This window comes from Microbispora bryophytorum (genome assembly GCF_006874465.1).
GTDB classification, from domain to species: Bacteria; Actinomycetota; Actinomycetes; order Streptosporangiales; family Streptosporangiaceae; genus Microbispora; species Microbispora bryophytorum.
In genome coordinates this window covers 657780-680326 of record NZ_VIRL01000001.1, presented here as the reverse complement: position 1 = coordinate 680326, position 22547 = coordinate 657780, and the positions used below count along the sequence as shown (strand labels likewise).

The 22547-nt window shown below is 69.5% G+C and carries 25 protein-coding genes and 1 tRNA gene; 11 read left to right on the top strand and 15 right to left on the bottom strand.

Features of this window, described 5'->3' with window-relative positions; translation table 11 throughout:
• Positions 1–76: 76 nt before the first annotated feature.
• Positions 77–742: a helix-turn-helix domain-containing protein gene (locus FLX07_RS03255; protein ID WP_142567882.1), complete on the bottom strand. Its 666-nt coding sequence runs from the start codon at positions 740–742 to the stop codon at positions 77–79.
• Positions 743–824: 82 nt separating this feature from the next.
• Here FLX07_RS03255 and FLX07_RS03250 point away from each other — a divergent pair, with 82 nt between their 5' ends.
• The 3 genes from FLX07_RS03250 (at position 825) to FLX07_RS03240 (ending at position 4370) form a co-directional block, all read left to right on the top strand.
• On the top strand, positions 825–1703 hold the full coding sequence (locus FLX07_RS03250) for an oxidoreductase (RefSeq protein WP_142567881.1): 879 nt from the start codon (positions 825–827) through the stop codon (positions 1701–1703).
• Positions 1704–1808: 105 nt separating this feature from the next.
• Positions 1809–2771 (top strand): ankyrin repeat domain-containing protein, encoded by a 963-nt coding sequence (locus tag FLX07_RS03245; protein ID WP_142567880.1) that lies wholly within the window; start codon positions 1809–1811, stop codon positions 2769–2771.
• 417 nt (positions 2772–3188) lie between these two features.
• Positions 3189–4370, top strand: a complete 1182-nt coding sequence (locus FLX07_RS03240; RefSeq protein WP_142567879.1) for an ATP-binding protein — start codon at positions 3189–3191, stop codon at positions 4368–4370.
• A gap of 105 nt (positions 4371–4475) precedes the next feature.
• On the opposite strand, the gene FLX07_RS03235 is transcribed toward FLX07_RS03240, so the two are convergent.
• A complete protein-coding gene (locus tag FLX07_RS03235; RefSeq protein ID WP_142567878.1) occupies positions 4476–5306 on the bottom strand; it encodes a MauE/DoxX family redox-associated membrane protein in 831 nt (276 codons plus the stop codon).
• Positions 5307–5309: 3 nt separating this feature from the next.
• The gene (locus FLX07_RS03230; RefSeq protein ID WP_142567877.1) at positions 5310–6308 is read right to left on the bottom strand and encodes a hypothetical protein; all 999 of its coding nucleotides are present in this window, start codon (positions 6306–6308) and stop codon (positions 5310–5312) included.
• Positions 6309–6595: 287 nt separating this feature from the next.
• On the opposite strand from FLX07_RS03230, the gene FLX07_RS03225 reads away from it, so the two are divergent.
• Complete coding sequence (locus FLX07_RS03225) at positions 6596–7096, top strand: SigE family RNA polymerase sigma factor (protein ID WP_142567876.1); 501 nt, start codon at positions 6596–6598, stop codon at positions 7094–7096.
• 6 nt (positions 7097–7102) lie between these two features.
• Here the strand turns inward: FLX07_RS03225 and FLX07_RS03220 are convergent, their stop codons facing one another.
• Together FLX07_RS03220 and FLX07_RS03215 are read right to left on the bottom strand one after the other, a co-directional pair.
• Positions 7103–8119, bottom strand: coding sequence for a thermonuclease family protein (locus FLX07_RS03220; RefSeq protein ID WP_167748095.1), 1017 nt, complete (start codon positions 8117–8119; stop codon positions 7103–7105).
• A 136-nt stretch (positions 8120–8255) separates the two neighbouring features.
• A complete protein-coding gene (locus tag FLX07_RS03215; protein WP_142567874.1) occupies positions 8256–8753 on the bottom strand; it encodes a MarR family winged helix-turn-helix transcriptional regulator in 498 nt (165 codons plus the stop codon).
• Between the two features lie 98 nt (positions 8754–8851).
• Between FLX07_RS03215 and FLX07_RS03210 the strand changes: the two genes are divergently transcribed.
• The 3 genes from FLX07_RS03210 (at position 8852) to FLX07_RS03200 (ending at position 11642) form a co-directional block, all read left to right on the top strand.
• Entirely contained in the window at positions 8852–9415 is a 564-nt protein-coding gene (locus FLX07_RS03210; RefSeq protein ID WP_142567873.1) for a YceI family protein, read from the top strand.
• Positions 9416–9606: 191 nt separating this feature from the next.
• A tRNA-Ser gene (locus tag FLX07_RS03205) sits at positions 9607–9696 on the top strand.
• Positions 9697–10217: 521 nt separating this feature from the next.
• Positions 10218–11642, top strand: a complete 1425-nt coding sequence (locus FLX07_RS03200; RefSeq protein WP_167748094.1) for a serine/threonine-protein kinase — start codon at positions 10218–10220, stop codon at positions 11640–11642.
• Positions 11643–11892: 250 nt separating this feature from the next.
• Here the strand turns inward: FLX07_RS03200 and FLX07_RS03195 are convergent, their stop codons facing one another.
• Positions 11893–12225 carry a hypothetical protein gene (locus tag FLX07_RS03195; protein WP_189104861.1) on the bottom strand — a complete coding sequence of 111 codons (333 nt, stop codon included), beginning with the start codon at positions 12223–12225 and terminating at the stop codon, positions 11893–11895.
• Between the two features lie 69 nt (positions 12226–12294).
• Positions 12295–13197, bottom strand: coding sequence for an alpha/beta fold hydrolase (locus FLX07_RS03190; protein ID WP_142567871.1), 903 nt, complete (start codon positions 13195–13197; stop codon positions 12295–12297).
• Positions 13198–13291: 94 nt separating this feature from the next.
• Between FLX07_RS03190 and FLX07_RS03185 the strand changes: the two genes are divergently transcribed.
• A complete protein-coding gene (locus FLX07_RS03185; protein WP_142567870.1) occupies positions 13292–13897 on the top strand; it encodes a PadR family transcriptional regulator in 606 nt (201 codons plus the stop codon).
• A gap of 184 nt (positions 13898–14081) precedes the next feature.
• Here the strand turns inward: FLX07_RS03185 and FLX07_RS03180 are convergent, their stop codons facing one another.
• From FLX07_RS03180 to FLX07_RS03170, 3 genes are all read right to left on the bottom strand, one after another.
• The gene (locus tag FLX07_RS03180; protein ID WP_142567869.1) at positions 14082–14630 is read right to left on the bottom strand and encodes an N-acetyltransferase; all 549 of its coding nucleotides are present in this window, start codon (positions 14628–14630) and stop codon (positions 14082–14084) included.
• 930 nt (positions 14631–15560) lie between these two features.
• Positions 15561–16082, bottom strand: coding sequence for a GNAT family N-acetyltransferase (locus tag FLX07_RS03175; RefSeq protein WP_208762046.1), 522 nt, complete (start codon positions 16080–16082; stop codon positions 15561–15563).
• A 155-nt stretch (positions 16083–16237) separates the two neighbouring features.
• On the bottom strand, positions 16238–16669 hold the full coding sequence (locus FLX07_RS03170) for an ester cyclase (RefSeq protein ID WP_223853770.1): 432 nt from the start codon (positions 16667–16669) through the stop codon (positions 16238–16240).
• A gap of 87 nt (positions 16670–16756) precedes the next feature.
• Here FLX07_RS03170 and FLX07_RS03165 point away from each other — a divergent pair, with 87 nt between their 5' ends.
• Entirely contained in the window at positions 16757–17389 is a 633-nt protein-coding gene (locus tag FLX07_RS03165) for a TetR/AcrR family transcriptional regulator (protein WP_142567867.1), read from the top strand.
• A 216-nt stretch (positions 17390–17605) separates the two neighbouring features.
• Here the strand turns inward: FLX07_RS03165 and FLX07_RS03160 are convergent, their stop codons facing one another.
• The gene (locus FLX07_RS03160) at positions 17606–18274 is read right to left on the bottom strand and encodes a haloacid dehalogenase type II (RefSeq protein ID WP_142567866.1); all 669 of its coding nucleotides are present in this window, start codon (positions 18272–18274) and stop codon (positions 17606–17608) included.
• Positions 18275–18491: 217 nt separating this feature from the next.
• On the opposite strand from FLX07_RS03160, the gene FLX07_RS03155 reads away from it, so the two are divergent.
• Positions 18492–19265 (top strand): SDR family NAD(P)-dependent oxidoreductase, encoded by a 774-nt coding sequence (locus tag FLX07_RS03155; protein ID WP_229689464.1) that lies wholly within the window; start codon positions 18492–18494, stop codon positions 19263–19265.
• Positions 19266–19456: 191 nt separating this feature from the next.
• On the opposite strand, the gene FLX07_RS03150 is transcribed toward FLX07_RS03155, so the two are convergent.
• Positions 19457–20317, bottom strand: coding sequence for a helix-turn-helix domain-containing protein (locus FLX07_RS03150; protein ID WP_142567864.1), 861 nt, complete (start codon positions 20315–20317; stop codon positions 19457–19459).
• Between the two features lie 102 nt (positions 20318–20419).
• On the opposite strand from FLX07_RS03150, the gene FLX07_RS03145 reads away from it, so the two are divergent.
• Positions 20420–21115, top strand: coding sequence for an SDR family NAD(P)-dependent oxidoreductase (locus tag FLX07_RS03145; RefSeq protein WP_142567863.1), 696 nt, complete (start codon positions 20420–20422; stop codon positions 21113–21115).
• On the opposite strand, the gene FLX07_RS03140 is transcribed toward FLX07_RS03145, so the two are convergent.
• The 3 genes from FLX07_RS03140 to FLX07_RS03130 form a co-directional block, all read right to left on the bottom strand.
• On the bottom strand, positions 21084–21569 hold the full coding sequence (locus FLX07_RS03140) for a hypothetical protein (protein WP_142567862.1): 486 nt from the start codon (positions 21567–21569) through the stop codon (positions 21084–21086). The genes FLX07_RS03145 and FLX07_RS03140 overlap by 32 nt on opposite strands.
• 77 nt (positions 21570–21646) lie before the next feature.
• Positions 21647–22015, bottom strand: a complete 369-nt coding sequence (locus tag FLX07_RS03135) for a barstar family protein (protein WP_208762045.1) — start codon at positions 22013–22015, stop codon at positions 21647–21649.
• A gap of 8 nt (positions 22016–22023) precedes the next feature.
• Positions 22024–22437 carry a ribonuclease domain-containing protein gene (locus FLX07_RS03130; RefSeq protein WP_208762044.1) on the bottom strand — a complete coding sequence of 138 codons (414 nt, stop codon included), beginning with the start codon at positions 22435–22437 and terminating at the stop codon, positions 22024–22026.
• Positions 22438–22547: the final 110 nt, after the last annotated feature.

Sequence of the window (22547 nt, the reverse complement as noted above, 5' to 3'; positions counted from 1 at the left end):
CAGTGCCGCCCCTTTCCCCATCGGCCCCCTGGCACTGATCGTCGCACCGTCGGCGCCCGGAGGGTCAGGGGCGCCGCTACCCCGTGAGCCCGAGTTCGCCCGCGCGCAGCCCGGCCTGGAAGCGTGAATCGGCCTCCAGCGCGTCCATGAGCTCCGCGACTCGCCTGCGGTAGGTGCGCAACGACAGGCCGAGATGCCGCGCCGCGGTCTCGTCGGTGTAGCCCGCGCCGAGCGCGCGCAGGACCGCCCGGCTGTCGTCGTCGAGGTGCGGCGCGTCGCCGCGCAGGTAGGCGGTCAGCTCGGTGGCGGCGTCCCAGGCGGCCGCGAAGAGGGAGTACACGCCGTTCACCAGCGTGGGCGAGGTGGTCACGGTGTACTCGCGCGAGCCGGGCCCGTCCCGTTCGGCGAGGATCATCACGCGCCGGTCGATGACGATCGTCTCGTGCGGCAGCGGTGTGGAGCTGATGCGCACCTCGACGCCGTTGGTCACGACCTCGCGCAGGTGCGCCCGCGCGGCCTCGTCGGCGAGGGCGACGGGGGTGAACAGCTTTTTGACGGCCAGGCCGGAGGCGCCGTGCCTCGGCAGCCGCCGGGCCACGGACTGCCGCGCGTCGGGCAGCGACCACGTGTCGAGGTCGCGGGCGGCGCACACGAACTCGTGCCGGGCACCGGTGAACAGATGGCCGGCACGGGCCACGAGCTCCGCGTCGCCGCGGACTGTCATGACCTTGTCAGCTGCCACCCATTCATTATGACCCCGCCGCACGTGGCAGCTTGCTGCCATCACGTTGGCCGTCGTCTCCGGACGCACGAGGCTGACGGGTATGACGACGAACACGAACGCCGCACTCGGCGGCACGTTCCTTCTCGGCGGTGACCTCCCCGTTCACCGGCTGGGCTTCGGGGCCATGCGGCTGCCGACCGGCACCTTCCAGGGCGCTGTCCGCGACCCGGAGACGGGCGTCGCCGTGCTGCGCCGCGCCGTCGAGCTCGGCGTGGACCACATCGACACGGCCTGGTTCTACCGGAGAGGGGGCGTGGCGGCCAACGACCTGATCCGCCGGGCGCTCGCGCCGTACGCGGACGATCTGGTGATCGCGACCAAGGTCGGTCCCCTGCTCGACGACGACGGCGTGCCGAGCAGCCAGGCCGGCCCGGATGAGCTGCGCGGGCTGGTGGAGGACAACCTGCGCACCCTCGGGGTGGAGCGGCTCGACCTCGTGTATCTGCGGGTCGGCGGCCTGAACCCCCCGGGCGGCGAATCGATCTCCGACAGGTTCGCGGTCCTGGCCGAGCTGCGCGAGGAGGGGCTGATCCGGCATCTGGGCATCAGCAACGTCGACATCGCCCTTCTGGACGAGGCGCTGGCGATCGCCCCTGTGGCCGCCGTGCAGAACAGCTTCCACGTGCAGGACCGGGGCGACACCGAGCTCCTGGCCCGGTGCGAGAAGGACGGCATCGCCTTCGTGCCCTTCTTCCCGCTCGGCGGCGGGTTGCGGCCCATCGACCAGACACGCCTGACGGCGGTGATGCGGCGCCACGGGGCAACCGCCGCACAGATCGCGCTCGCCTGGCTGCTGGCGACCTCGCCCGCGGCGCTCGCGATCCCCGGTACGGGGTCCCTCGACCACCTGGAGGAGAACATGGGGGCAGGACGGATCCGGCTGACGCCGGAGGACCTCGCCGCCCTGGAACAGGACTAGCTTCGATCCCCCGCATCCGCCTCGTCGACGGCTCGGCGCGCAGAGCCGGCGAAACTGTCGGTGGGCCACGCCATGATCCGCATACCTACTCATCGAGGGAGCGTCATGGCTGTCGCCCACGAAGCGGACTGGTCCGGCATCGGCTGGGACTCCTGGAAGAGCCTGAGGCTGATCCGTGCCCGGCTCGACGCGGGTGCCGATCCCAATATCGGTGTGTTCTTCCACAGACGGCCGTTGCACGCGGCCGCCGAACTCGGCTCTCCCGACGTGGTGGCGGAGCTGGCCGCCCGTGTCGACGACGTCGATGCCGAGCACGAGGGCCGTACGGCGTTGTGGGCGGCCGTCTTCGCCAACCGCCCGGACAACGCCCGGGTCCTGGCGCAGGCCGGTGCCGACCCGTGGCGGCCGATGATGAACGGGTGGTCGCCCGGGCGGCTCAGCCTGGCCACACCGACCCCCGGCCTGTTCGGCGATCCCGCCGGTCGCCCCGGTCTGTCCGATGCCGAGGCCGTTGCCGTGGCCGAAGCCCGGCATCTGATCGCCGCTGTGGGGGACTCCTATGAAGACGGGATGGGGCTGGCATGCGTCGCCGGGATCAGCGCGGCGGAGGCGGTGCGCCGCCTGGAGGCGGTCCCGGCCGACGCTGCCGAGGTCGAAGAGATCCTGGAAGACCCCTGGTCCTGCATGGACGACAGCCTTGACGTCGTCGGCGTCACGGACGTGCCGGGCGGCTGCGTCGTCAGCCAGCCGTGGGGATACGGGCCGTACATGTCCGGCGTCACGAAGCTCCTGTCGGCCGGCACCGTCTGTTACGCCATGTTCGTCAACCCCAAGAGCGGCAACCAGGGAAGCATCACGCGGGACGGCGAGATCGTGGACTGGGACACCCACCCCGGCGGTGGCAGTCCCCATCCGGAGCAACCGGCCGGGGAGATCCTCATCGAGTACCTCTATCAGGGCAACGCCATGGCGTACTGCTGTGCCGGAGCGGGCCTGCGGCTGGACGACGCCGCGGCGATCGCCGGGGAGCCCGACATATGGGTGCGGCTCCCGGAACGCGACTACTGAAGCTGACCGCTCGGGGGAGTGCGCAAGCCGCTGCCGAGTCGGCGGCAGCGGGGGTGAGGCCGCCGGTGAACGACGGTGTTTGACGGCGCTTTCGTGGAAAGCTCGCGCAGGTGTTCGATGACGCGCTACAGTCATGGCCATCGGATCGAACACGGGTTCGGTCGAGTCCTGCCAGGTAAGGGGTGTGTGATGGCTGTGCCCACGGTGTCCGCCGCCCCCGTGCCGGCCCTCGCCGTTCCCGTGGCGTTCGATCCGGTCGTGCCTTCCCCGGCTCCGCTCGCTGTCGTCCCGGTCGTCCCGGTTCAGGCTTCGCCCGCCGCCGCGCGGTGCGTGCCGAGGCCGCGCCGGGCGACACGCCGTAGCGCTCTCTACGGAAATCTACGACGGCCGCTATATCCCGTCATAAAGTCCGAGAGCGTGGACCCCGTGCGCAATCCCTACGCCCCCGGCGCCGGCCAGCGCCCCCCGGAGCTCGCCGGCCGCGACCGCGAGCTGCAGCAGTTCGAGATCGTGCTGGAGCGGGTGGCCCGGGGCCGCCCTGAGCGGAGCATGGTCCTCACCGGCCTGCGCGGCGTGGGCAAGACCGTCCTGCTCAACACGTTCAAGTCCATGGCCATGCAGCGGCTGTGGGGCACCGGCAAGATCGAGGCCAGGCCCGACCAGTCGATTCGCCGCCCGGTGGCGGCCGCGCTGCACATGGCCATCAGGGAGCTCGCCCCCCGGCACCGCGCCCCCGAGCGCATCGAGGAGTTCCTCGGCGTGCTCAAGGCGTTCGCGATGCGCGATCCCGCCGCGGCGAAGGGCACCTCGCACTGGTCGCCGGGCATCGACGTGCCCGCCGCGCGCGGCCGGGCCGACTCCGGCGACCTGGAGATCGACCTGACCGAGCTGTTCGTCGACGCCGCGGGCGTGGCGACGGACCTCGGCGTCGGCATCGCGCTGTTCATCGACGAGATGCAGGACGTGCAGGCGCCGGACGTCTCGGCCCTGTGCGCGGCCTGTCACGAGCTGTCGCAGAACGGCGGCCCGCTGATCGTCGTCGGCGCCGGCCTGCCCCACCTGCCGAGCGTGCTGTCGGCGAGCAAGAGCTACTCCGAGCGGCTGTTCCGCTACGCGCGCATCGACCGGCTCGACCGGGACGCCGCAGACCTGGCGCTCATCGCCCCCGCCGCTCGCGAGGACGTCGAGTTCACCCCCGACGCGCTCGACGCGTTGTACGAGGCGGCCGACGGCTACCCCTACTTCGTCCAGGCGTACGGCAAGGTCGCCTGGGATCTCGCCCCGCGCAGCCCGATCACGGCCGAGGACATCAAGGTGTCCGCCCCGGAGGCCGAGGAGGAGCTCGCGGTGGGCTTCTTCGGCAGCCGATACGAGCGGGCCACCCCCGCGGAGCGGGACTACATGCACGCCATGGCCCAGCTCGGCGACGACCCCGTGCCGACCGCCGAGGTGGCCGAGACGCTGGGCCGCAAGCCGTCGAGCCTGTCCCCGGCCCGTGACAGCCTGATCAAGAAGGGCCTGATCTACAGCGCCGAGCGCGGCGTGATCGGGTTCACCGTTCCGCATTTCGGGAGGTTCCTCCGCGCGCAGCCGCTGTGAGCGGCGCGCCCATCGACCTCTCTACGGCTTTCTAGAGGGGAAGCTAGAGAGCCGTAGAGAGCTGAAGTGAAAGTCCTCGATGCGGGAATCTACGCATGTATAGCGTCAGGCCGATACAGGCGTAGATTCCCGCAGAGAGGCATCGCCGTGATCGTCGGACCCGGCGATCCGGCCGTCGGCGCCGACCACGACGGCGCGTACGGCGGGACGCCGGCCGCCCAGATCCACGGCGAACACGACCTCCGCGTCGCCCCGGGCGGGGAAGACGAAGAAGCGCCAGCACAGTTCACGCCACATGTCGGACGGCTCGTCCGCCAGCAGCGACCCGGCGTGCGCCCGCCACTCCGCGCTGCCCCGCAGCCGCGACAGCGCCCGCGCGGGCGGCATCGGCCGCTGCTCGCACGGCACCCGGCGACGCAGGCGGGAGACGACCCCGTCGATCTCGGGTGAGCAGGCGAGCAGCAGGGCGAGGCCCCCGCCGATCCAGGGCGCCGTCTCCACCGTGACACGAGGTAGTCCGGTGACGCCGTCAGCCCCGACGAGGGCCGCCATCACGGTCAGCGCCGCGGCCCGGCCGATCGACCGCAGACCGACAGGGGCGTCGCTCACGTCTCCGAAGCAGCCGCACCCCGCGTCCGGCCGCCGCCTGCGCAGATCCCACAGGACATACGTCGCCAGGGCGAAGAACACGCCCGGCAGCCACCGGGCGACCGGGTGATCCACGACCAGCAGACCGGTCGCCAGCACGAACTCGACCAGGGAGCACGCGATCATGGCAGACCTGGCGAAGCGCTCGGGCATGAGCACCGCCGGGCCGAGCCGGGCCAGCGCGCCCGGCGACGTATCGCGCCCGACCGTGGCCAGCTTGGCGACGCCGCCCAGCGCCAGCGTCACCACGAGGATCGGCAGCGCGGCAGCCGCGATGGTCGAAAGCACCGGTCACCCCAATCCGACGCGGGCATTGAAGCAGCCCTTGGTCAAGTCTCCACCGAGCGCGACGTACGAGCACGCGGCGAGTTCCACGATCCTGCCGCGCGGGGACGTGCCGCATTCCAGGCATCGGTCGCAGAACCGGCCCGCGAGGCACCCGCACGCGACGATCGGGAGCGTGTTCGCCCGGCCGTCGCACACGTTCCGTACGCGCAGCAGCGAGCCCAGCGCGAGGTAGGGCAGGCCGGCGCAGGAGACGCCGGCGTCGTCGCAGCCGGTGTCCTCGCGTTCGAGCATGGGATAGGCGACGCCCTCCGTGATGCCCCCCTCGGCGAGGCCCGCGAGGTCCGGGAGGTCTGGGAGGTCCGGGAGGTCCGCGAGGTCCGCCCACACGGCGCTGCCCGAGACGCCCGCCGCGTCGCCGCCTCCGTACGCGACCGAGGGCGGGGGCACGGCCGCGGCCCGATAGGGCGGCTGCGAGGTCGCGGGGAGATGCGCGAACGACGTGCCCTGGTCGAGCAGCCCGATCGCGTCGAACAGGTAGCCCGGCTCCAGCTTGGGATGTCGCACCCGGATCCGCCCGGAGGAGCGGTAGGGCACGACGATGGAGCGTTCCCGCCGATGGGGCCCGCAGTCGAGCTCTACGGTGAGGTCGCGCCGGCCGCCGACCTCCCGGATGACGCCGGTGATCCGGGTGATGTCGGCCCAGATGCGCTCGGCGACCGTGCCGCCGCGCAGCGCCCGGACGACGACCCGGGCGCCGGCCGGCAGATCGGCGGGCGCCACCGCGCCCCCGCGCCACGCGGTCGCCCACGGCGCGATCACCAGGCGCCGCTGCTCGCCGTCGGCGGTCTCAAGGATGATCAGGTGCGGGCTCACGTCGAGGATGTCGCCGCTGACCACGTCGAACGGCTCCGTCTCCTCCGGCGATCGCGGCGCGGGCCCGGGGTCGCGGCCGAGAACAGCCGCCGCCAGCTTCCGCCTGCGCTCTCCGGCCCGGTATGGCATCGCCCCATCCACGCTCTCCAGCCTCACATGCCGGACGGGGATGGAGAGGCGGTTTTCCGGGCGATGGTGGCGTCCGGGAGCAATATTCCTCCTCTCGGTGCAAGGCGTTGCCACCTGTTGCGGGCAAACCACCGCCCGGCAGGACGTACGGCACGCGTGACGGGGACGCCACCGGCTTGCCCGCTCTTTGCCCAGGCAGGTGCGAAACCTGAATTTCGGTTCAGCCGGATCCGGGAGCGCGGCTGCGATTCTGGCACGAGATGCCTCTCTGGCCGGGTTGGTGATCCCTGATCGTGAACCATGAGGAGTTCCGCACGTACGTTCAGTCTCGCGGGGCGGCCCTGCTCCGCGTGGCCAACCAGTTGACCGGCAACCCCAGCGATGCCGAGGACCTCCTGCAGACCGCCCTCGCGCGTACGTACCTCGCGTGGGACCGCATCCGCGACCGGTCGTCGCTCGACGGCTACGTGCGGCGGGCGATGGTGAACATCAACATCTCCTGGTGGCGGCGGCGCAAGCTGGAGGAATACCCCTCCGAGGAGCTCCCCGACGTACCGGTGCAGCAGGACGCGCGGCACCGGTACGACGAGCTGGAGCAGGCGCTCGACCGTCTCCCCGCCCGGCAGCGCACGGCGATCGTGCTGCGCTACTACGAGGACATGACCGAGCCCGAGATCGCCAGGACCCTCGGGATCAGCGTGGGCACGGTCAAGAGCTCGGTCTCGCGCGGCATGGCCAAACTGCGCGGCGACCTGGTCATACCCGACGCTTGCAAGAGGGTCAACTGACCGTCTTTATTCGCAGACCTCGCCGTCGCTGTCGGCGTCGATGTACCAGTCGTACTCGGGGTCGGTCCCGCGGTAGTACGGGCCGTGTCCCGCGGCGTTCGCCTCCGCGCAGGTGCCGTACCTGGTGTCGGTCGAGCCGCCGGGGCTGGTGCTCGGGCTGGGGCTGGGAGTCGGAGAGGGGCTGACCGCGACCGATCCGGTGGTGTTTCCCTGCGGGATGGGCTCGGGGGAGTACGTCGTACCGGGCGGGGCCGGGGACGCGTCCGCCGGCTCGATCGGCGCCGGAGTCAGGGCGTCGCCGCCGGTCCCCGACGGGACCTGGACACCCGAACGCTTGTCGTAGGTGTCGGCCGCCCAGCAGCCCGACCACAGTCCCAGCTTGTCGGTCTGCGCGCGGACCTGCTCCCAGTATTGCCACTCGGTGTAGCTGTGCTCCGGGAAGGAGTTCACGGCCTGGGCGAGGCCGATCCTGACCATGTCGCCGTTGACGTAGACGCCCGTGGGCGACCACAGGTAGATAAGGATGCGTCCCTTCTCGGGCACCTGCTCGGCGGCCCGGACGTACGCGGGCTTGCCCGGCGGGAGCAGGGTCATCAGCCGGGCGAACGCCTCCTCGGACCAGCAGGCGCCCTTGCCGGGGGCGTCCGCCTCCAGCAGGCCGATCCGTACGGTCCGGCCGCTTTCGGTGACGACATCGGCGGTGTCGCCGTCCACGACCTTCTTGACGGTGACCTGGACGGTGTCCTTCGGCACGGACTTCGGCCGGGTCGTCTTCGTCGTCGGGGTTTTCGTTGTCTTGGGGGTCGCCTTGGGGGTGATCGTCTTGGTGACGGTGACCACCGGCTGGGGGCTCGGGCTCGTCGCGGCGGCTGTCTGCGTCTGCGTCTGAGTGGGCGTCGGGCTCGGGCTCGGGTTCGGGCTCGGTGAGGCCGCGGCCGCGGCGAACGCGGAGGTGGAAGCGGCGACGGGAACCGCGAGGGCCGCGGCGGCGAGGACGGCGAGTGCGTGCGAGGGGAAACGCACGGATGCTCCATTGGCTCGGGTACGGGGGGCTGCGTCGGCTGTCGGAGAGCCGTTACCTGAATTACGGAGTCCACCAGAAATCGATCGTTAACGCCACCCCGTCCGGTCAGTTCCCAGGAATCACGTTCGGTAGGTATCAGCCCGTCTTGGCCCGTGGTGCCCTGCTCACCTCCCGTACGCCCGCGGTCGCGCAGGGCCGTACGACGTCGCGGATCACGCGCAGCGCTCCGAGGAAATCGGCGAGCTGGTTTTCGGTCAGCAGCCCGGTGAACCAGGCCTCGATGTCCTCGATGTGCTGGGGGAGCAGCGCCCGCAGGCGTTCCGCCCCCGTCTCGCTCAGCACCGCGTAAGAGGCGCGGCGGTCACTGGCGCAGGCGCGCCGCTCGACAAGCCCGTCGCGTTCCAGGCGGTCGACCACGCGGGTGATCCCGCTCGTGGACAGCGAGGTCTGGGCGGCGAGGTCGCTCATCCGCAACTGCCGCTCGGGCGAACGGGCAAGGCGAAGCAGGGTCTCGAAGTCGACCTCGGAGAGTCCGGCGCCGGCCAGGGTCGCGCCGGTCTTGCTCGACAGTCCGGTGTAAACCTCCGCGAACAGGCCCATCGCCGTGAGCCGGGGGTCGTCGAATGGGTCCATGAGAGCAGTCTACGGCACGATAGTTGACGTGAGGAATATTTGTCGGGTAGACATTTGCTTAGTGAGACATCCGCACAGCAACAATCTGGGGAGTAGCCATGAGCATCCGTGAGTGGGAGGGCCTGAAGGTCCCGACGGCCGGCGAGTTCGCGCTGGACAAGGCGCACACGCGTGTCGGTTTCGTCGTCAAGCACATGATGGTCAGCAAGGTCCGCGGCCACTTCGCCGACTTCGAGGGCAAGATCGTCATCGCCGAGAACCCGCTGGAGTCCAGCGTGGACGTCGTCATCAAGGCGGGCACGATCGAGACCGGTGCGGCCGACCGCGACGGCCACCTGCGGAGCGACGACTTCCTGAGCACCGACAAGTTCCCCGAGGTCACCTTCCGCAGCAAGCGGGTGAGCAACCTGTCGGGCGACAAGTTCACGCTCGTCGGCGACCTCACGGTCCGTGACGTGACCAAGGAGGTCGAGCTCAAGGTCGAGTTCAACGGCGCCGCCACCAACCCCTGGGGTCAGGAGATCTTCGGGTTCGGCGCGGAGACCGAGATCGACCGCGAGGAGTACGGCCTGACCTGGAACCAGGCCCTGGAGACCGGCGGCGTCCTCGTCGCCAAGAAGGTCAAGATCGAGATCGAGGGCGAGGCCGTCCGTCAGGCGTAGCCTGTGCCGACGCTGAGGCGGGTTATCCACACTGCGTGCACAGTCCTTGTCCCTATCCTGTGGACAAGGACTGTGCATCGATCCAAACGCCCTGCGGATTGGATCCTCAACGTGATCCAGCGCGGCACTCGGCAATCCGCTTTGCCGCCTTGGACGATCGCCGGTACGCTGTGCTGAGCAACGCGCTACCAGGAGGCTTCGCCTAGTCAGGTCTATGGCGCCGCACTGCTAATGCGGTTTGGGTCTACAGCCCATCCGGGGTTCAAATCCCCGAGCCTCCGCAGTTCAAAGCCCCTCTCGCTGACTTCAGCGAGAGGGGCTTTTTTGATCTCCACAGGGCCTCTAGTTGCAGTTGGGCGTGTTCCGTGATCCTGGCGTCAGGCGTGCGAAGCAGGGTTTGTGTGCAGGCCGATGCGTCTGCCACGATCATGGGCAATTTTGGATCTTTGACCGGTGGGGACCCACCAAGGACAAACGTGCTGGCCTTCCTCTTCCGCGACGGGGACCAGATGCGTCGCGGTGGCCCTGCGGGGCAGTCCGGCAGCGGGCGATCTTGAGGTATGGAGAGGGCTCCGGATCGTTGACGTCATCCCTCTGGACGCGGACGGCTCGTGGGTCTGGAAGCCGGCACGGCTCCCCTCGACCGGCCCCGACGGTGGAAGCGGCGATCACACCGGCGGGTTCCTCTACGGAGCGGGATCGTATTGACCGGATCCCGTCCGCGTTAACGATCGTTTCGTGTCGGAAGAACCACCAGCTCCGGTAATGTCGCCTCCGTTTCCGCGTACCCGTGGAGGATGAATTGCAAGGGTCGCAGCAGCTTCGCGCGGATGATCCCCGTCAGGTCGGTGCGTACCGGATCGTCGGTCTGCTCGGTGAGGGCGGCCAGGGCGTGGTGTACCGGGGCGTGGGGGTGAACGCCGAGCTTGTCGCGGTCAAGTTGTTGCACGCGCGGTTCAGCGGGGACGCCAAGGCCCGAGCGCGATTCGCGGCTGAGCTGGCGCACGCCGGAAAAGTCGCCGCGTTCTGTACGGCACGCGTGCTGGACGCGGACGTGGAAGGCGACAGGCCCTACATCGTCAGCGAGTTCGTGGACGGTCCGGCGCTCTCCCAGGTGATCGCGGCCGGCCGGGCGCCTCAGGGGCCCGCACTGGAGAGGTTGGCGATCGCGACGGTGACCGCGCTCGCCGCCATCCACGAGGCCGGGATCGTGCACCGCGACTTCAAGCCCAGCAACGTCATCATGGGCGCCGATGGGCCACGCGTCATCGACTTCGGCATCGCGCGCGCCCTGGACGCGACCGGCACGTTGTCGAGTGCGATCGTCGGCACGCCCGCTTTCATGGCACCCGAGCAGGTCGAGGGGGGCGAGGTCGGCCCGGCCGCAGACGTCTTCGCCTGGGCGTGCACCATCGCCTACGCCGCCAACGGAGTCACGCCGTTCGGGCAGGACTCGATCCCCGCGGTGATGCACCGCATCCTGACCGGCGAGCCCGACCTCGGCCGGCTTGTGGGAGCGCTGCACGGCATCGTGACCGAATGCCTCGCCAAGGACCCTGCCGGGCGCCCCAGCGCACGCGCGATCCTGCTCCGCCTGCTCGGCGGGACGCAGTCCTCATCGACACCGGAGACGTTGCTCATCGCGGGTGCGCGGGCCTCGGCATCAGGCACCCTGCTTTCCGCTGAGCCCACCCGGCCGGTCGGGGAGCCGCCTACCCGGCAGGTCGCGCGACCGGCGGCGCCAGGCGGCGAGCGGGCCGGTGCGGGCCGCCGGGCGACGGCATACGCGGTCGCGGCCGCGGCCCTCTTCTTGGGCGCCGCGACGTTCCTTCCCTGGGGAAGGGTCGGCAAGCTGCTCGGGTCGATCACCCTGCCCATCGACAATGCCGACGTCGCCGGTCTCGCGACACAGTGGGGAGCCATCACCCTGGTCATGGCCGTGGCCGCGATGGCCGTCGCCGTCACCGACGCGCTCACCCGGCGTCTGTCCGCCGCCTGGGCGGTCGTGCCCGGCGGCGTCGCGGCCGCGTCGATGGCCGTGTTCTGGATTCGCCAGGACGACCTGCACTCCAAGCATCCCAGCGCGGGGATGTTGACGGCCGATGATCTGCGCGAACTCGGAACGAGCTTCCACGTCTCCATCTCCTACGGCTGGTACACGGCGATCGCGCTGGCCGCGGTCCTCGTGGTGCTGTCGCTGGTCTCCCTGCTGGTCCGCCGATCCTGACGACTCAGCCATGGGCGGCCTCGGTGACGGCCTCCCACTCCTCCCGTACCGTGACATCACACCCGATCTCTCCAATTATGATCATGTCTCTCGTGGCGTCGACCATCGAGGCGAGGCCGCCTCACGGCTGATGACCAAGTCGGAGGTCCAGAAGTATCGGCCGTTGAGGCATTCGCCCGTGTCCTGCCAGCGCTCCATGACCCTGCTGACAACTCCGAGGGTCATGAAGGTGGCGAAGCGGCGGGTGCCGTCAGGAAGCGTGATGGTCGCGTCGGCCTCCCTCTGCGGTTTCAGGGTCATGCTCTTCCCAGCGAGGGATCAGCATCTCGAAGCCAGGTTCGCTGGGATCGCCCAACGGCAGCGAAGAGATGAACGGGAGGAGGAGGTCGAGTAGGACCAGGAAGGGCGTCCAGACCTTGACGCGGCGGACGACGGCGAGCTGGACGACGAGCGCGAGCTGGCCGATGTAGAAGAGGAACGGACCGCCGTCGTGGACGGCGATGGAGACACCGGGGACGGCCTGGATCTGATCGGCGAGGACGCCCATACCGGCATGGTCGGCGGACAGGAAGCCGGCCGCCACAGCTCCCCCCACTCCTTCCGAGGGCAGCGAAGCCGGAGCGGTCGACAAGATGGTCCCGAGGCTCTGGCCTTAGGCGGCCGACGTGAAGAAACGCCGCAGTTCGGCCGCCACGATCTCCGGACGGCCGGCGGGGTTGCGCTTGCTCACATCTCCTGACGCGTCATGGTCGAGTCCGGGGAACTCGATCCGTTCGACGTGGGGAATGGTCTTCTCCAGACCGGACAGCGCGGGCTTGAGGAAGGGGAGTCCCTTACTTCCGCCGAGCAGGAGTACTTCAGCCTGTATGTCGGCGAAACGGTCCAGGGTGTCGGCCAGCTCGGCCATCAGCATGCCTTCGTAGTGCAGAGTCGGGGCGAGCATGCGCATGGTCGCATCGCCTGGCTTGGCATTCTTGTCCTCGCTCTTCGTCAGCAGGCCGGTCAGCCAGGTCAGTAGCCCTCGAGGCATGACGTTCATGATCGGCGGCCCAAGTCGAAGTCCGAGCATGCTGGTCACCAATGCGGCTGCCACCTTGCCTTCGGCCATCTCCCGGTCGAAGCGGTCGATCCACCCGGTCAACTGAGGGATGTCCTCCAGAAGCAGTGCCGGTTCGTACACGGCGACCTTGTGAATCGCCGGTAGCGTGCGTGCCGCCTGGAGCACGGCGACGCCGCTTGCGCTGACGCCGAAGACGTAGTGGGCACCCGTCTCCTTCAGAACCGCGTCGAGGTCTTCCACTTCCTTCCGCACGCTGTAGTCGTCCCCGTACGGCCCGCTCTGGCCGCGGCCGCGGCGGTCGGGCAGGTGGACGGTGAACGCGTCGGCCAGCTCTTCGGCCATGGTCACGTGATTCCTGGCCGTCTCCATGGAGCCGTGCAGCAGCACAACACCGGGTCCGCGCCCGATGGTGTGGAAGGCAATACGGGTGCCGTCGTCAGAGGTGACGAAGCTGGTGGCGAGCTCTGCCGCCTGCGGCCGTTCCTGGATGGTCATTGTGGAGTCCCTTGGGTCGCTGCGAACCGACTCTCCGGATAGTGTCACGGTAACTAGTTTCTAGTCAACTAGTGTCCGGTGTTAGTGTGGGGGAATGACCACTCCTCGTACCGGCTCGCCTCTCGCCCTGACCGTCCTGGCGCTGTTGCAGTACAAGCCGTTGCACCCCTACGGCATCCAGCGGCTGATCAAGCAGTGGGGAAAGGACAAGGTGGTCAACGTGGGCCAGCGAACGAGCCTCTACCGGACGATCGACCGCCTCGTCACCGCCGGCCTGATCGGTGTGCGAGAGACCGAGCGCGACCAGGCGTATCCCGAGCGAACCGTCTATGAGATCACCGATACGGGACGCGCGGTGGCCCGCGAGTGGCTGCTGGACATGCTGGCCATGCCCAAGCAGGAGTTTCCGGAGTTCCCGGCGGCGTTGTCCCATCTGCTGATGCTCGCCCCTCAGGAGATAGGCGATGCCTTGGATCGGCGTGTCAGAACGCTCAGCGAAGCACTGGCCGGGCTAGAGGCCGAAATAAGCGCTGAAACCGGACACGGACTCCCTCGCATCACCATGCTGGAAGCCGAATATCTGCGCGTCGTGACTGCGGCGGAACTGCAGTGGCTCCGCTCGGTCGTCGACGAACTGCGCAACGGTGAGCTGGCCTGGTCGGCCGCTGACCTCGTGGCCTTCGCGGAAAGCCCGGAGTGAAGTTGGCACCGAAAGCAGCACATACGACGGATCCACGCCTGTCGGCCAAGACATGCGGTCAGGCACGGTTCCGGCCTGGCACGAACGCCGCGATCGCCACGGCCGCCTGCTCGGCGAGCTCCTCCGCGACCGATGTGCACAGGTCGGAGGTGAACGCCGCTGTCGCGTGACCGGCTTCTCCTGCCTAACGAGCAGGAACTCGGTTGAGCACCATGGCGTCCACCACAGGCGCATCCGGCGCCGGTTGCACGGTGCCGGCCTTCCGCCAACCCCACCGCTCGTACCGGGCGTGTGCCGGCGCGGCCGGGTGCGCGAGCAACGTCGCCCACGGCTCGGACCGCCCGGCCAGGAACGTCTCCAAGAGCGCCTTGCCGTGCCCGCACCCCCGGTACGCCTTGCGCAGGACCAGCTCGATCACCGCGACCTTCTCCACGGTGATCACGTCGGTGGGCGGCTCGGACGTCTCGCCGCCCCACCAACCGCCCTCAGGGAAACAGAACCCGAAACAGAACCCCGCCAGCGCCTGGGTGCGGGCGTCGACGGCGGCCAGCAGCTCGAACCCCGGCCGGTATACCTGCCGCCCCGTCCGCTCCAGGAACCGCTCCCGCGAGTACAGCGGCCCCGAGTCGTAAGGCGGCTCGGCGTAGATTTCGGTGTAGGCGTCGGCGTACTCCTCCGACAGGGCGCGGGCTGCCTCCGGGCCTCGGTAGTGGACGAATTCCACATCACCCATGTGTCATGCCTCCGTGGTCGGGTGGGCGGGGGAAGCGCCGGCCGCTCCCGGTACTCCTCTACCGCTGGCGTGTGCGCGATCTCTACCGCTGGCACCGACGGTCGGCGCGGACGTGGGGGGACCGCTCGTCCTCCTGGTCGTAGGCGAGGAGTTCGGCAGGGGTGAGGAGCCGTGCCGATCGGCGGCCAAGGGCAGCAGGTCCTCCTATACCGCAGGTACCGCCCGGTCAGTGCCCCAGAACGAAATCCGCCGGTTGAATGACTTCCCAAGGTGGTGGAAGAAGGTGCCACCGAATTGCAAGTCCGCACATGAAAATCGCTCGATGTGCACCTCTCAGGACTAATCTTCTGGAAGTGGAAGGGCCTCCTACCTGCTGAAGGTGACGCCCGGCGCCGGTAGGAGGCCCGACCACCCCTTACGAGGTGCGGTGGGATTCGACCACGATCCAGATGATCCAAGAGATCATCCGGAGCGCTGCGAGTGCCGTCCGGAGCTTCCGCTCAGGGCCGCGCTCGTTCTCACCGTGACAGCGGCATGACATCGCTGACTCCTCTCCCCAGCCGGAGCGTTCGTCCGGCGGATCCGGTCCGGACGACCTCGGCGAGGGAGGCTTACCTCGATCGGGTGTGGTGCTGAGCTCCAACCTAGAAGGTGGCGTCAGGGACGTGCGATGCGGAGATTGCGGCGGATTGAGGAGAACCACCTTTAAGTGATGGATTCTTCCACTGGATGTGGAAATCCTTCATCGTGGATGTGCGTCGAGGCGCGTTGTCCTTCGCCGGCTGCCACAGGACCCGATCCCAGCTGTCGAGCTTCGGGGCCGTTCGGCCATGTCCTCGTGGCCCGCGACCAAGCTTCCGCGAGAGTGCGACGTTCGTCGTGACCTCGTTCCGGCGTACGGCGATCTTCAGGGCACGTGACGAAACGTGGTCAGAGCTCAAGCACCATAAGGATCTCGTCGCGATCATCGCCGGGGGCGAGCCGTAGCGCAGCGGGCCACCGGCCGATCTCTTTCCAGCCAAGCCGCCCATAGAAGTCTTCGAGCCCCACACCGCCCCGGGCGGCGAGGCGCAGTTGCTCGAGTCCCATCTCTTCGCGGGCCACCTGGCGCACCTGGCGCATCAGCGCAGCGCCGATGCCCCTGCCACGGAAGCTCGTGTGTGTTTGGACGTGATGAACCGTGCCCCAGTGAGCGATCAGCGGGTCGACGTTCCTGCGTACGTTCAGCCAGCCGGCGAGAGTCCCGCCGACGAGGGCCAGGAGTAACCGGCCGCGCTCCGGGTCGAGGCTGGCGATGAGCTGATCGGCCACAGGCGCCACCTCGTCAGAGGTGACAGGAGGGAAGGGAAAGCCGGCCGCGCCCCCGGCGTTGGTCACCGTCACCCAGCACTCGACCAACTCCTGCCGCAGGTCGGGAGACATCTCCCGTCCGTCGGTGATCTGCGTGAACACCGGAACACTCTTATTCATCACGGCCCAGCTTGACAGAGCCCTCCGACAGACTGGAGAAATGGTGCGTGCCCCTGGACAACCGGATCAGGGGAACGGCGCCGGCGCCGAGCTGGACAGCGCGGGCCGTGACCGGCTGAGGTGGCAGCCCGAGCAGGTCAAGAGCCCGATCTGGCGGTCACATCCTCGGGGCTGGCTGCGGGCGGAAATCCCGTACTGGCCCCCCACATCTCCGCGAACCGGCCGCCCTCGATGCGGAATATCTCGAACAGCATGGGCTGCGCGTCACCGTCCGGGGCCGTGATCCCCTCGACGGTCGAGCGGACGGCGGCCTTGTCGCCGTCGACCAGGATGTCCTGGGCGACGACACGTACGCCGGGAAACCTGGCGACGAGCGCGCGCCAGGCGTCTTTGCCCGCCTCGAATCCGGGTGTGCCGAGCGGATGGCTGAAGAAGCCGGGAGTGTGCAGGTCGGCGGCCTGGTCGAATCGCCGGCTGTTGAAGCACTCCTGCATCCGCCGCACCAGGGCGGTCGCGTCCTCGCGTGTGGTCATCGGCCTGGTCCCCTCGTGGCTGGTGGATCCGGTCATGATGAGCGGCGTACAGCCGTAACCGGTGCGACGCCCCGGTTGCGGCCATACTATGCGGTGCGGCGCCCCGATTATGCTGATATCGACATGTCCAGCCAGCCGCCTCAGCCGCCTCAGCCGGCCCCGGCGAGCCCGACGGCGGCTCACGGGAGCGACCGGGAGCTGCGGGCCGACGCGCGCCGCAATCGCGAGCGTGTCCTGCGAACCGCGCAGCAGTCGTTCGCGACGGAGGGTCTCGGTGTCTCGCTCGATGAGATCGCCCGCCGCGCGGGCGTTGGCCCCGGCACCGTGCACCGGCACTTCCCGACGAAGGAAGCGCTCTATCTCGCCGTCGCGACAGACCAGCTCAGGCAACTGGTGGCGGACGCACAGGCACTTGCCGCCACCAGCGATCCCGCGGCCCTGTTCACGCTGCTGTCCGCGATGATGGCCAGCGGCGCGGAGAACGTGGCGGTGAAGAGCGCGCTGGTGGCGGCCGAGTTCGACCTGCGTACCGCCGCCCCGGACGTCGCGGCGGATCTCACCCGCCATGTCGCGGACCTGCTGGATCGCGCACACGCGGCCGGCGCGGTACGCCCCGATCTCACCGTCGACGAGGTGATGGCATTGGTCGCCGGCGCCTTCGCCGCGATCCGCCACGCCGGCGCGGAAACCAGCCGCGAGCGCTCCGCGCACATCGCCCAGCTCATCCTCGACGGGCTACGACCCCGGCTCCGGTAAGCAGCACCTGGCTTGTCGTGTGACGCGCACGTCGTATTGATCCGGTGTCTTAAGGGCATGGCCGAACCTCCCAAGATCGGCGGCTGCGCAGGAACGGCCCGGCCAACTACCTGCGTATGCGCGCCGATGTCGACACCGCCCTGGTCAACTCCCGTCCGGAGTTCGCGGAACGGATTCGGCTGCTCCAGTCGGTCCGCGGCTCGTAGACGACCTCTGTCAAACGTCTACGGCCAGGATGCGATCGGCCACCGCGGAAAGGTCGGCACCGATGATGTCGGGCCGGCGTCCGATCGGATTCAGCACCATGCCGGGACGCGCGACGAACGCGGCGGCGCACCCCGCCGCCAGCGCGCCGGACACGTCCCACCAGTGAGCGGCCACCAGCCGCACCTCGCCGATGCCGACGTCGAACGCCTTCGCCACGGCCAGGTACGGCTCCGGGGCCGGCTTGAGTCGTTTCACCGAGTCGGCCGAGATGACGGCATCGAAGTGCCCCCGGATTCCGCTGCCGGTCACCTGTGCCTCGGCGATCGGTCCAGGCGAGTTCGTCAACGCCACCAGCGTGAGCGAGCTCTGCCGCAGCCTTCCCAGCGCGTCCGCCACCTCCGGGTGAGCCGGCAGCGAGGACATCAGGCTCACCACCTCCGTCACCTTCTGGGAGGTCACGGTCAGGCCCTGCCGTTCCGCCAGCATCGACAATGCGGCTTTCTGGGCGGTGCTGAAATCCACGTAGTCGCCGGTCAGCCCGCCCACGAAGGAGATCTGCAGCATCTGCGCGAACCATTGCGCGCGCAGACCCCCCAATCCCAGGCGGTCGAACGCGAGGTCAAGCGGTCGCAGGTCGAGCAGGGTCTCGTTCACGTCGAACGCGATGACCTTCACCATTGCCCTCCTCGCCGTCAGGCCGTCCATCCCGATCGGTCCCCCGGCTTCCGGCGTTCATGCGGCCGGGCGCTTCTTCGGACAGGCGGCCCCCTTGTACGGCACCTGGCGCCGGCCCTGTTCTCTTCGGGAAAGATCACCTGGTCGAGGACAGCTCGCCGGTCGTCGGGGTACGTCGTTCATCGGCCACGCAGATCTCGATCAACGAAAAGGGGCGGATGTGGGCTCTTCGTACGTTGTGACCGGGGGTGGCCGCGGCGTCGGACGTGCGCTCGTCGAGCGACTCCTTCACGACGGCAACAGCGTCGTCGTGATCGAATTCGACCCGTCGGCGCTGGAGTGGACCCGCACCCACCCGGCGGGTTCCCGGGTCATCGCGGTGGCCGGTGACGTCGCCGACGAGACCGTCACGGAGCGGGCCGCCGACCTGGCGCAGGCAGCGGGCCCGCTCGCCGGCTGGGTCAACAACGCCGCCGTGTTCCGCGAGGCCTCACTGGACTTCCCGTCCGCGCGCGAGGTCCTGGATCTCATAGGCGCGAATTTCAACCCGGCGGTCGTCGGATGCATGACCGCGATCCGCCGCTTCCTGAGCGCCGGTGCGGGCGGGGCGATCGTCAACGTCTCCTCCCACCAGGCGCAGCGGCCGGTGCGTGGCTCCCTGCCGTACGCGACGGCCAAGGCCGCTGTCGAAGGACTCACCCGTGCGCTCGCCGTCGACTACGGACCGCGCGGCGTCCGGGTCAACGCCGTCGCCCTCGGCTCGATCGGCACCGAACGCTATGAGGCGTTCCTCCGCAACCAGGAGCCCCCGGCGGCCGCACGCGTCGAGAACGAGATGAGCCTGCTGCACCCGGTCGGCAGGGTGGGACGCCCGGAGGAGGTGGCCGCGGCCGTCGCCTACCTGCTGTCCGACGAGGCGAGCTTCATCAACGGCGCGACCGTTCCGGTCGACGGAGGCCGGTCGATACTCGGACGCGACCCCGAAGAAGCCTGAAGGTTCGGCTCACCCGCGGTGATCAGCGGCCGAAGCCGGCGTCCCCGGCGCGGACGGCATCTCCGTGCCGGACGTCGGGTGCGGCCCACCTGCTCGCGGACCACGCCGCGACCGGCCTCGTCACCGTGACCGGCCTCGTCACCGCGATCCGTCCCGAGCTCGTACGCTCCGAGGGCGCGACGACGGGGCCGTCACCATCCGGGGGCCGTGACACCGGCAACGCGGGTGAGGTCGAGCTTGGTCTCGTCTTCGCTGCCGGGTACGGCCGTGTAGACGACGATCTTCAGGTCGGTGTCCGAGTCGGAGAGCACATCGCAGTCGACGGTGATGTCCCCGACCGCCGGGTGCCGGATCGTCTTGCGGTCCTCCGCGTGGGTGCCGACGGCGCCGGAGTGCCACAACCGGGCGAACCGCGGGTTGCCGTCCAGCTCCCGGCGGATCAGCCCGCTGAGGCGCGCGTCCCGGGGATAACGGCCGGAGGCGCGGCGCAGATCGGCGACGATGGCCCGATCGGTCGCCTCCGCGTTCTCCGAGACGACGGGCCACGCCGCGAGGCGCCCCCGATCGGACGGAACAGGAAAACGCGAGCGCACCAGATTCCGCTCCTCCGGCGCGAGCACGGAGGGGTCGCCGAGGAGCGCCGCCCAACTGCGGTTCCACCACACCAGCCGCCAGTCGGCGGCGAACACGGCGACCGGCGCGTCGCCCAGCCGGGTGAGCACCCGCTGCATCCCGGGCGGAATGTGTTCGTTGATCACATCGTCCGGGGGCGGCTGCAGCCCGGCGAGCCGATAGAGATGATCGCGCTCGGCGTGGTCGAGCCGCAGGGCCCGTGCCAGTGCGGCGGCGACCTGCGCCGACGGTGTGGTCGCCCGCCCCTGCTCCAGCCGTACGACGTAGTCCACCGACACGCCCGCGAGGTCGGCCAGCTCCTCGCGGCGCAGCCCGGCGGCACGGCGTACGCGGCCGGCGGGCAGGCCGACAGCCGCGGGGGACAGCCGGTCGCGCCAGGCGCGGATCGTCGCGCCGAGGCTCGTCTCGTCCGTCGTCATGCGCCCATTCTGCGTCGGTGGCGGGACGCCAGGGTGGTACTGCCTGTCCTACCGGCGAGCTCTCCCTGGCTGCCCGCGCCCGGAAGGCCGACGCTCGGAAGCATGACCATCACCTTCATCACCGGGGCCAACAAGGGCCTCGGATTCGAGACCGCCCGCCGCCTCGCCGACCTCGGACACACCGTCGTCCTCGGTGCCCGGGACCCCGAGCGAGGCCGGGCGGCTGCCGAGAAGCTCGGCGTACGCTTCGTGCGGATCGACGTCACCGACGCCGCGTCCGTGACCGCCGCGGCAACCGACGTCGCCGCGCACGAGGGCCGCGTCGACGTTTTGATCAACAACGCCGGGATCCTCGGCCCGCACGTGCCCGCCGACGAGTTGACCGCGGACCAGGCCCTTGAGGTCTTCCAGACGAACGTCGTGGGCATTGTCCGGGTGACCAGCGCCTTCCTGCCTCTGCTCCGCAGGTCGGCGCACCCGGCGATCGTCAACGTGAGCAGCGGCACGGGGTCGTTCGCGCTGACCCACGACCCGCAACGGGTGGAATCGACGGTCGTGGGGCCGCTGTACACGTCGTCGAAGGCCGCGGTGACGATGCTCACGACGCAGTACGCGAAGGCGTTGCCCGGAATCCGGATCAACGCCGCCGACCCCGGCTACACCGCGACCGACCTCAACGGGCACAGCGGCCCCCAGACCGTGACGGAGGGGACCGACGCGATCGTGACGCTCGCGACCGAGGGAGCCGACGGCGGAACGGGCCGGTTCATCGACCGCTTCGGCCCCGTTCCCTGGTGAGGCGATCAGGGCCGGAGCGGAGAAGGGAGCTATCGGATAAATGGATGTTGTTCGGTGATCCGTCCTCCCGGAAGGGCAGCAGGACTCCTGACGTGGGGACTCGCCACCACGACTCGCCCGGCGCGTACGGCACGCACTCCTCGGCGGCTTCGCCTCGCGACGCCAGATCATGCAGCAGCGTGTCCTTCGCGGGGGCCTCGATCATCCGGGGACGCATCGGTGCAGGCAGTGTGATGCGGGAGCCGGATGGTTCGATCGCGATGTGCCACACGACGTGGTGCCCCGAGAGCCCGATCTGGAGGTCGTCGTAGCACCACATGACGGGCTCTCCCTCCGGCTGTCCCGTGGTGCCGTCGGGTGGACCGAGTTCGGCGAGGAGTTCCGATCGATGCATGCCCAGTCTCAGGGGGCCGAGGGCTCCCCGTGCGGCGAAGTCGGTGATCGGATCGAGCATGGCCCCGTCCTCCCCTGTGGCCCGGGTGGGGATCGTACGGGCGATCAAGCAGGGCGTCGATCAGAACAGCGTGTCGATCAGGGCAGGGCGTCGATCAGGCGGTGACGGAGCCGGGACGTGTGGGCGGGGTCCGTGTGGAGGGTCAGAGTCAGCCCGGCCTCGGCGGCGCCGGCGAGGACGGCCAGCAGGGTGGCGAACTGCCCGGGAGGTTCGGCGTCGAGCAGCTCCTCGGCGTGCCGCACGGCCAGGTGGACCGGCCCGATGTCACGCAGGGAGTCGGTGAGGGCGTCCCAGTTGTGGCCGAAGTAGGCCGGGAGGCCCAGGGCCCGTGCCACCTCGTCGAAGAAGGCGGCACGGGTCCGGCAGGCCCGCCCGTCGACGACCGCCGGGCCCGGATCGGTGGTCATTGTCAGCCACGGAGGCAGCGGACGCGCGGCGGAGGTCATGAGACGTCCTAGAGCCTGTAGAAGTCGGTGTAGTGGTTGGGCGAGAACCAGGTCACGCCGGTGCTGCGGTTGACGACGATCCGGTACGCGTCACGCGAGGCGCCGCGCGCACGGGAGTAGACGTCGTACTCGTTGTAGGTGGCGCCGCTCGGGAGCTGGCCCTCCCGGTTGTAGAAGCGCCCGCCAGTGTAGTTGTACTTGCCGTCCGGCCAGGAGTACCAGCCGCTGCTGGTGGGATACCCCTTCCCGGCCCAGATCGCGTTCGCCGAGCGGGCGTCGGCGCAGCGCGAGATGGTGCAGGAGCTGTAGACCGACGCGTGGGCGGGGACGGTGCCGGTCACTCCGGTGAGGGACACGATGGCGGCGATCACGACGGTGAGCCGTCCCGGCCAGGACGGCCGGGAGCGTCGCGGAGTCTGCACGAGACCTCCTTGTGGGGGCGAGGGGACAGACATTCGCCAGCATCACCTCGAAACCGGGACGAACCAAGGTAGAGATTGGTGAATTTCCGTTGTCTTCTTCCGTATGCCCC

Excerpts from the sequence above, each read along its gene's own strand:
- FLX07_RS03250 (WP_142567881.1), top strand. The coding sequence starts at position 825 with ATGACGACGAACACGAACGCCGCACTCGGCGGCACGTTCCTTCTCGGC.
- FLX07_RS03245 (WP_142567880.1), top strand. The coding sequence starts at position 1,809 with ATGGCTGTCGCCCACGAAGCGGACTGGTCCGGCATCGGCTGGGACTCC.
- FLX07_RS03230 (WP_142567877.1), bottom strand. The coding sequence starts at position 6,308 with ATGCCATACCGGGCCGGAGAGCGCAGGCGGAAGCTGGCGGCGGCTGTT.
- FLX07_RS03215 (WP_142567874.1), bottom strand. The coding sequence starts at position 8,753 with ATGGACCCATTCGACGACCCCCGGCTCACGGCGATGGGCCTGTTCGCG.
- FLX07_RS03210 (WP_142567873.1), top strand. The coding sequence starts at position 8,852 with ATGAGCATCCGTGAGTGGGAGGGCCTGAAGGTCCCGACGGCCGGCGAG.
- FLX07_RS03190 (WP_142567871.1), bottom strand. The coding sequence starts at position 13,197 with ATGACCATCCAGGAACGGCCGCAGGCGGCAGAGCTCGCCACCAGCTTC.
- FLX07_RS03185 (WP_142567870.1), top strand. The coding sequence starts at position 13,292 with ATGACCACTCCTCGTACCGGCTCGCCTCTCGCCCTGACCGTCCTGGCG.
- FLX07_RS03180 (WP_142567869.1), bottom strand. The coding sequence starts at position 14,630 with ATGGGTGATGTGGAATTCGTCCACTACCGAGGCCCGGAGGCAGCCCGC.
- FLX07_RS03170 (WP_223853770.1), bottom strand. The coding sequence starts at position 16,669 with ATGACCGGATCCACCAGCCACGAGGGGACCAGGCCGATGACCACACGC.
- FLX07_RS03165 (WP_142567867.1), top strand. The coding sequence starts at position 16,757 with ATGTCCAGCCAGCCGCCTCAGCCGCCTCAGCCGGCCCCGGCGAGCCCG.
- FLX07_RS03160 (WP_142567866.1), bottom strand. The coding sequence starts at position 18,274 with ATGGTGAAGGTCATCGCGTTCGACGTGAACGAGACCCTGCTCGACCTG.
- FLX07_RS03150 (WP_142567864.1), bottom strand. The coding sequence starts at position 20,317 with ATGACGACGGACGAGACGAGCCTCGGCGCGACGATCCGCGCCTGGCGC.
- FLX07_RS03145 (WP_142567863.1), top strand. The coding sequence starts at position 20,420 with ATGACCATCACCTTCATCACCGGGGCCAACAAGGGCCTCGGATTCGAG.
- FLX07_RS03140 (WP_142567862.1), bottom strand. The coding sequence starts at position 21,569 with ATGCTCGATCCGATCACCGACTTCGCCGCACGGGGAGCCCTCGGCCCC.
- FLX07_RS03135 (WP_208762045.1), bottom strand. The coding sequence starts at position 22,015 with ATGACCTCCGCCGCGCGTCCGCTGCCTCCGTGGCTGACAATGACCACC.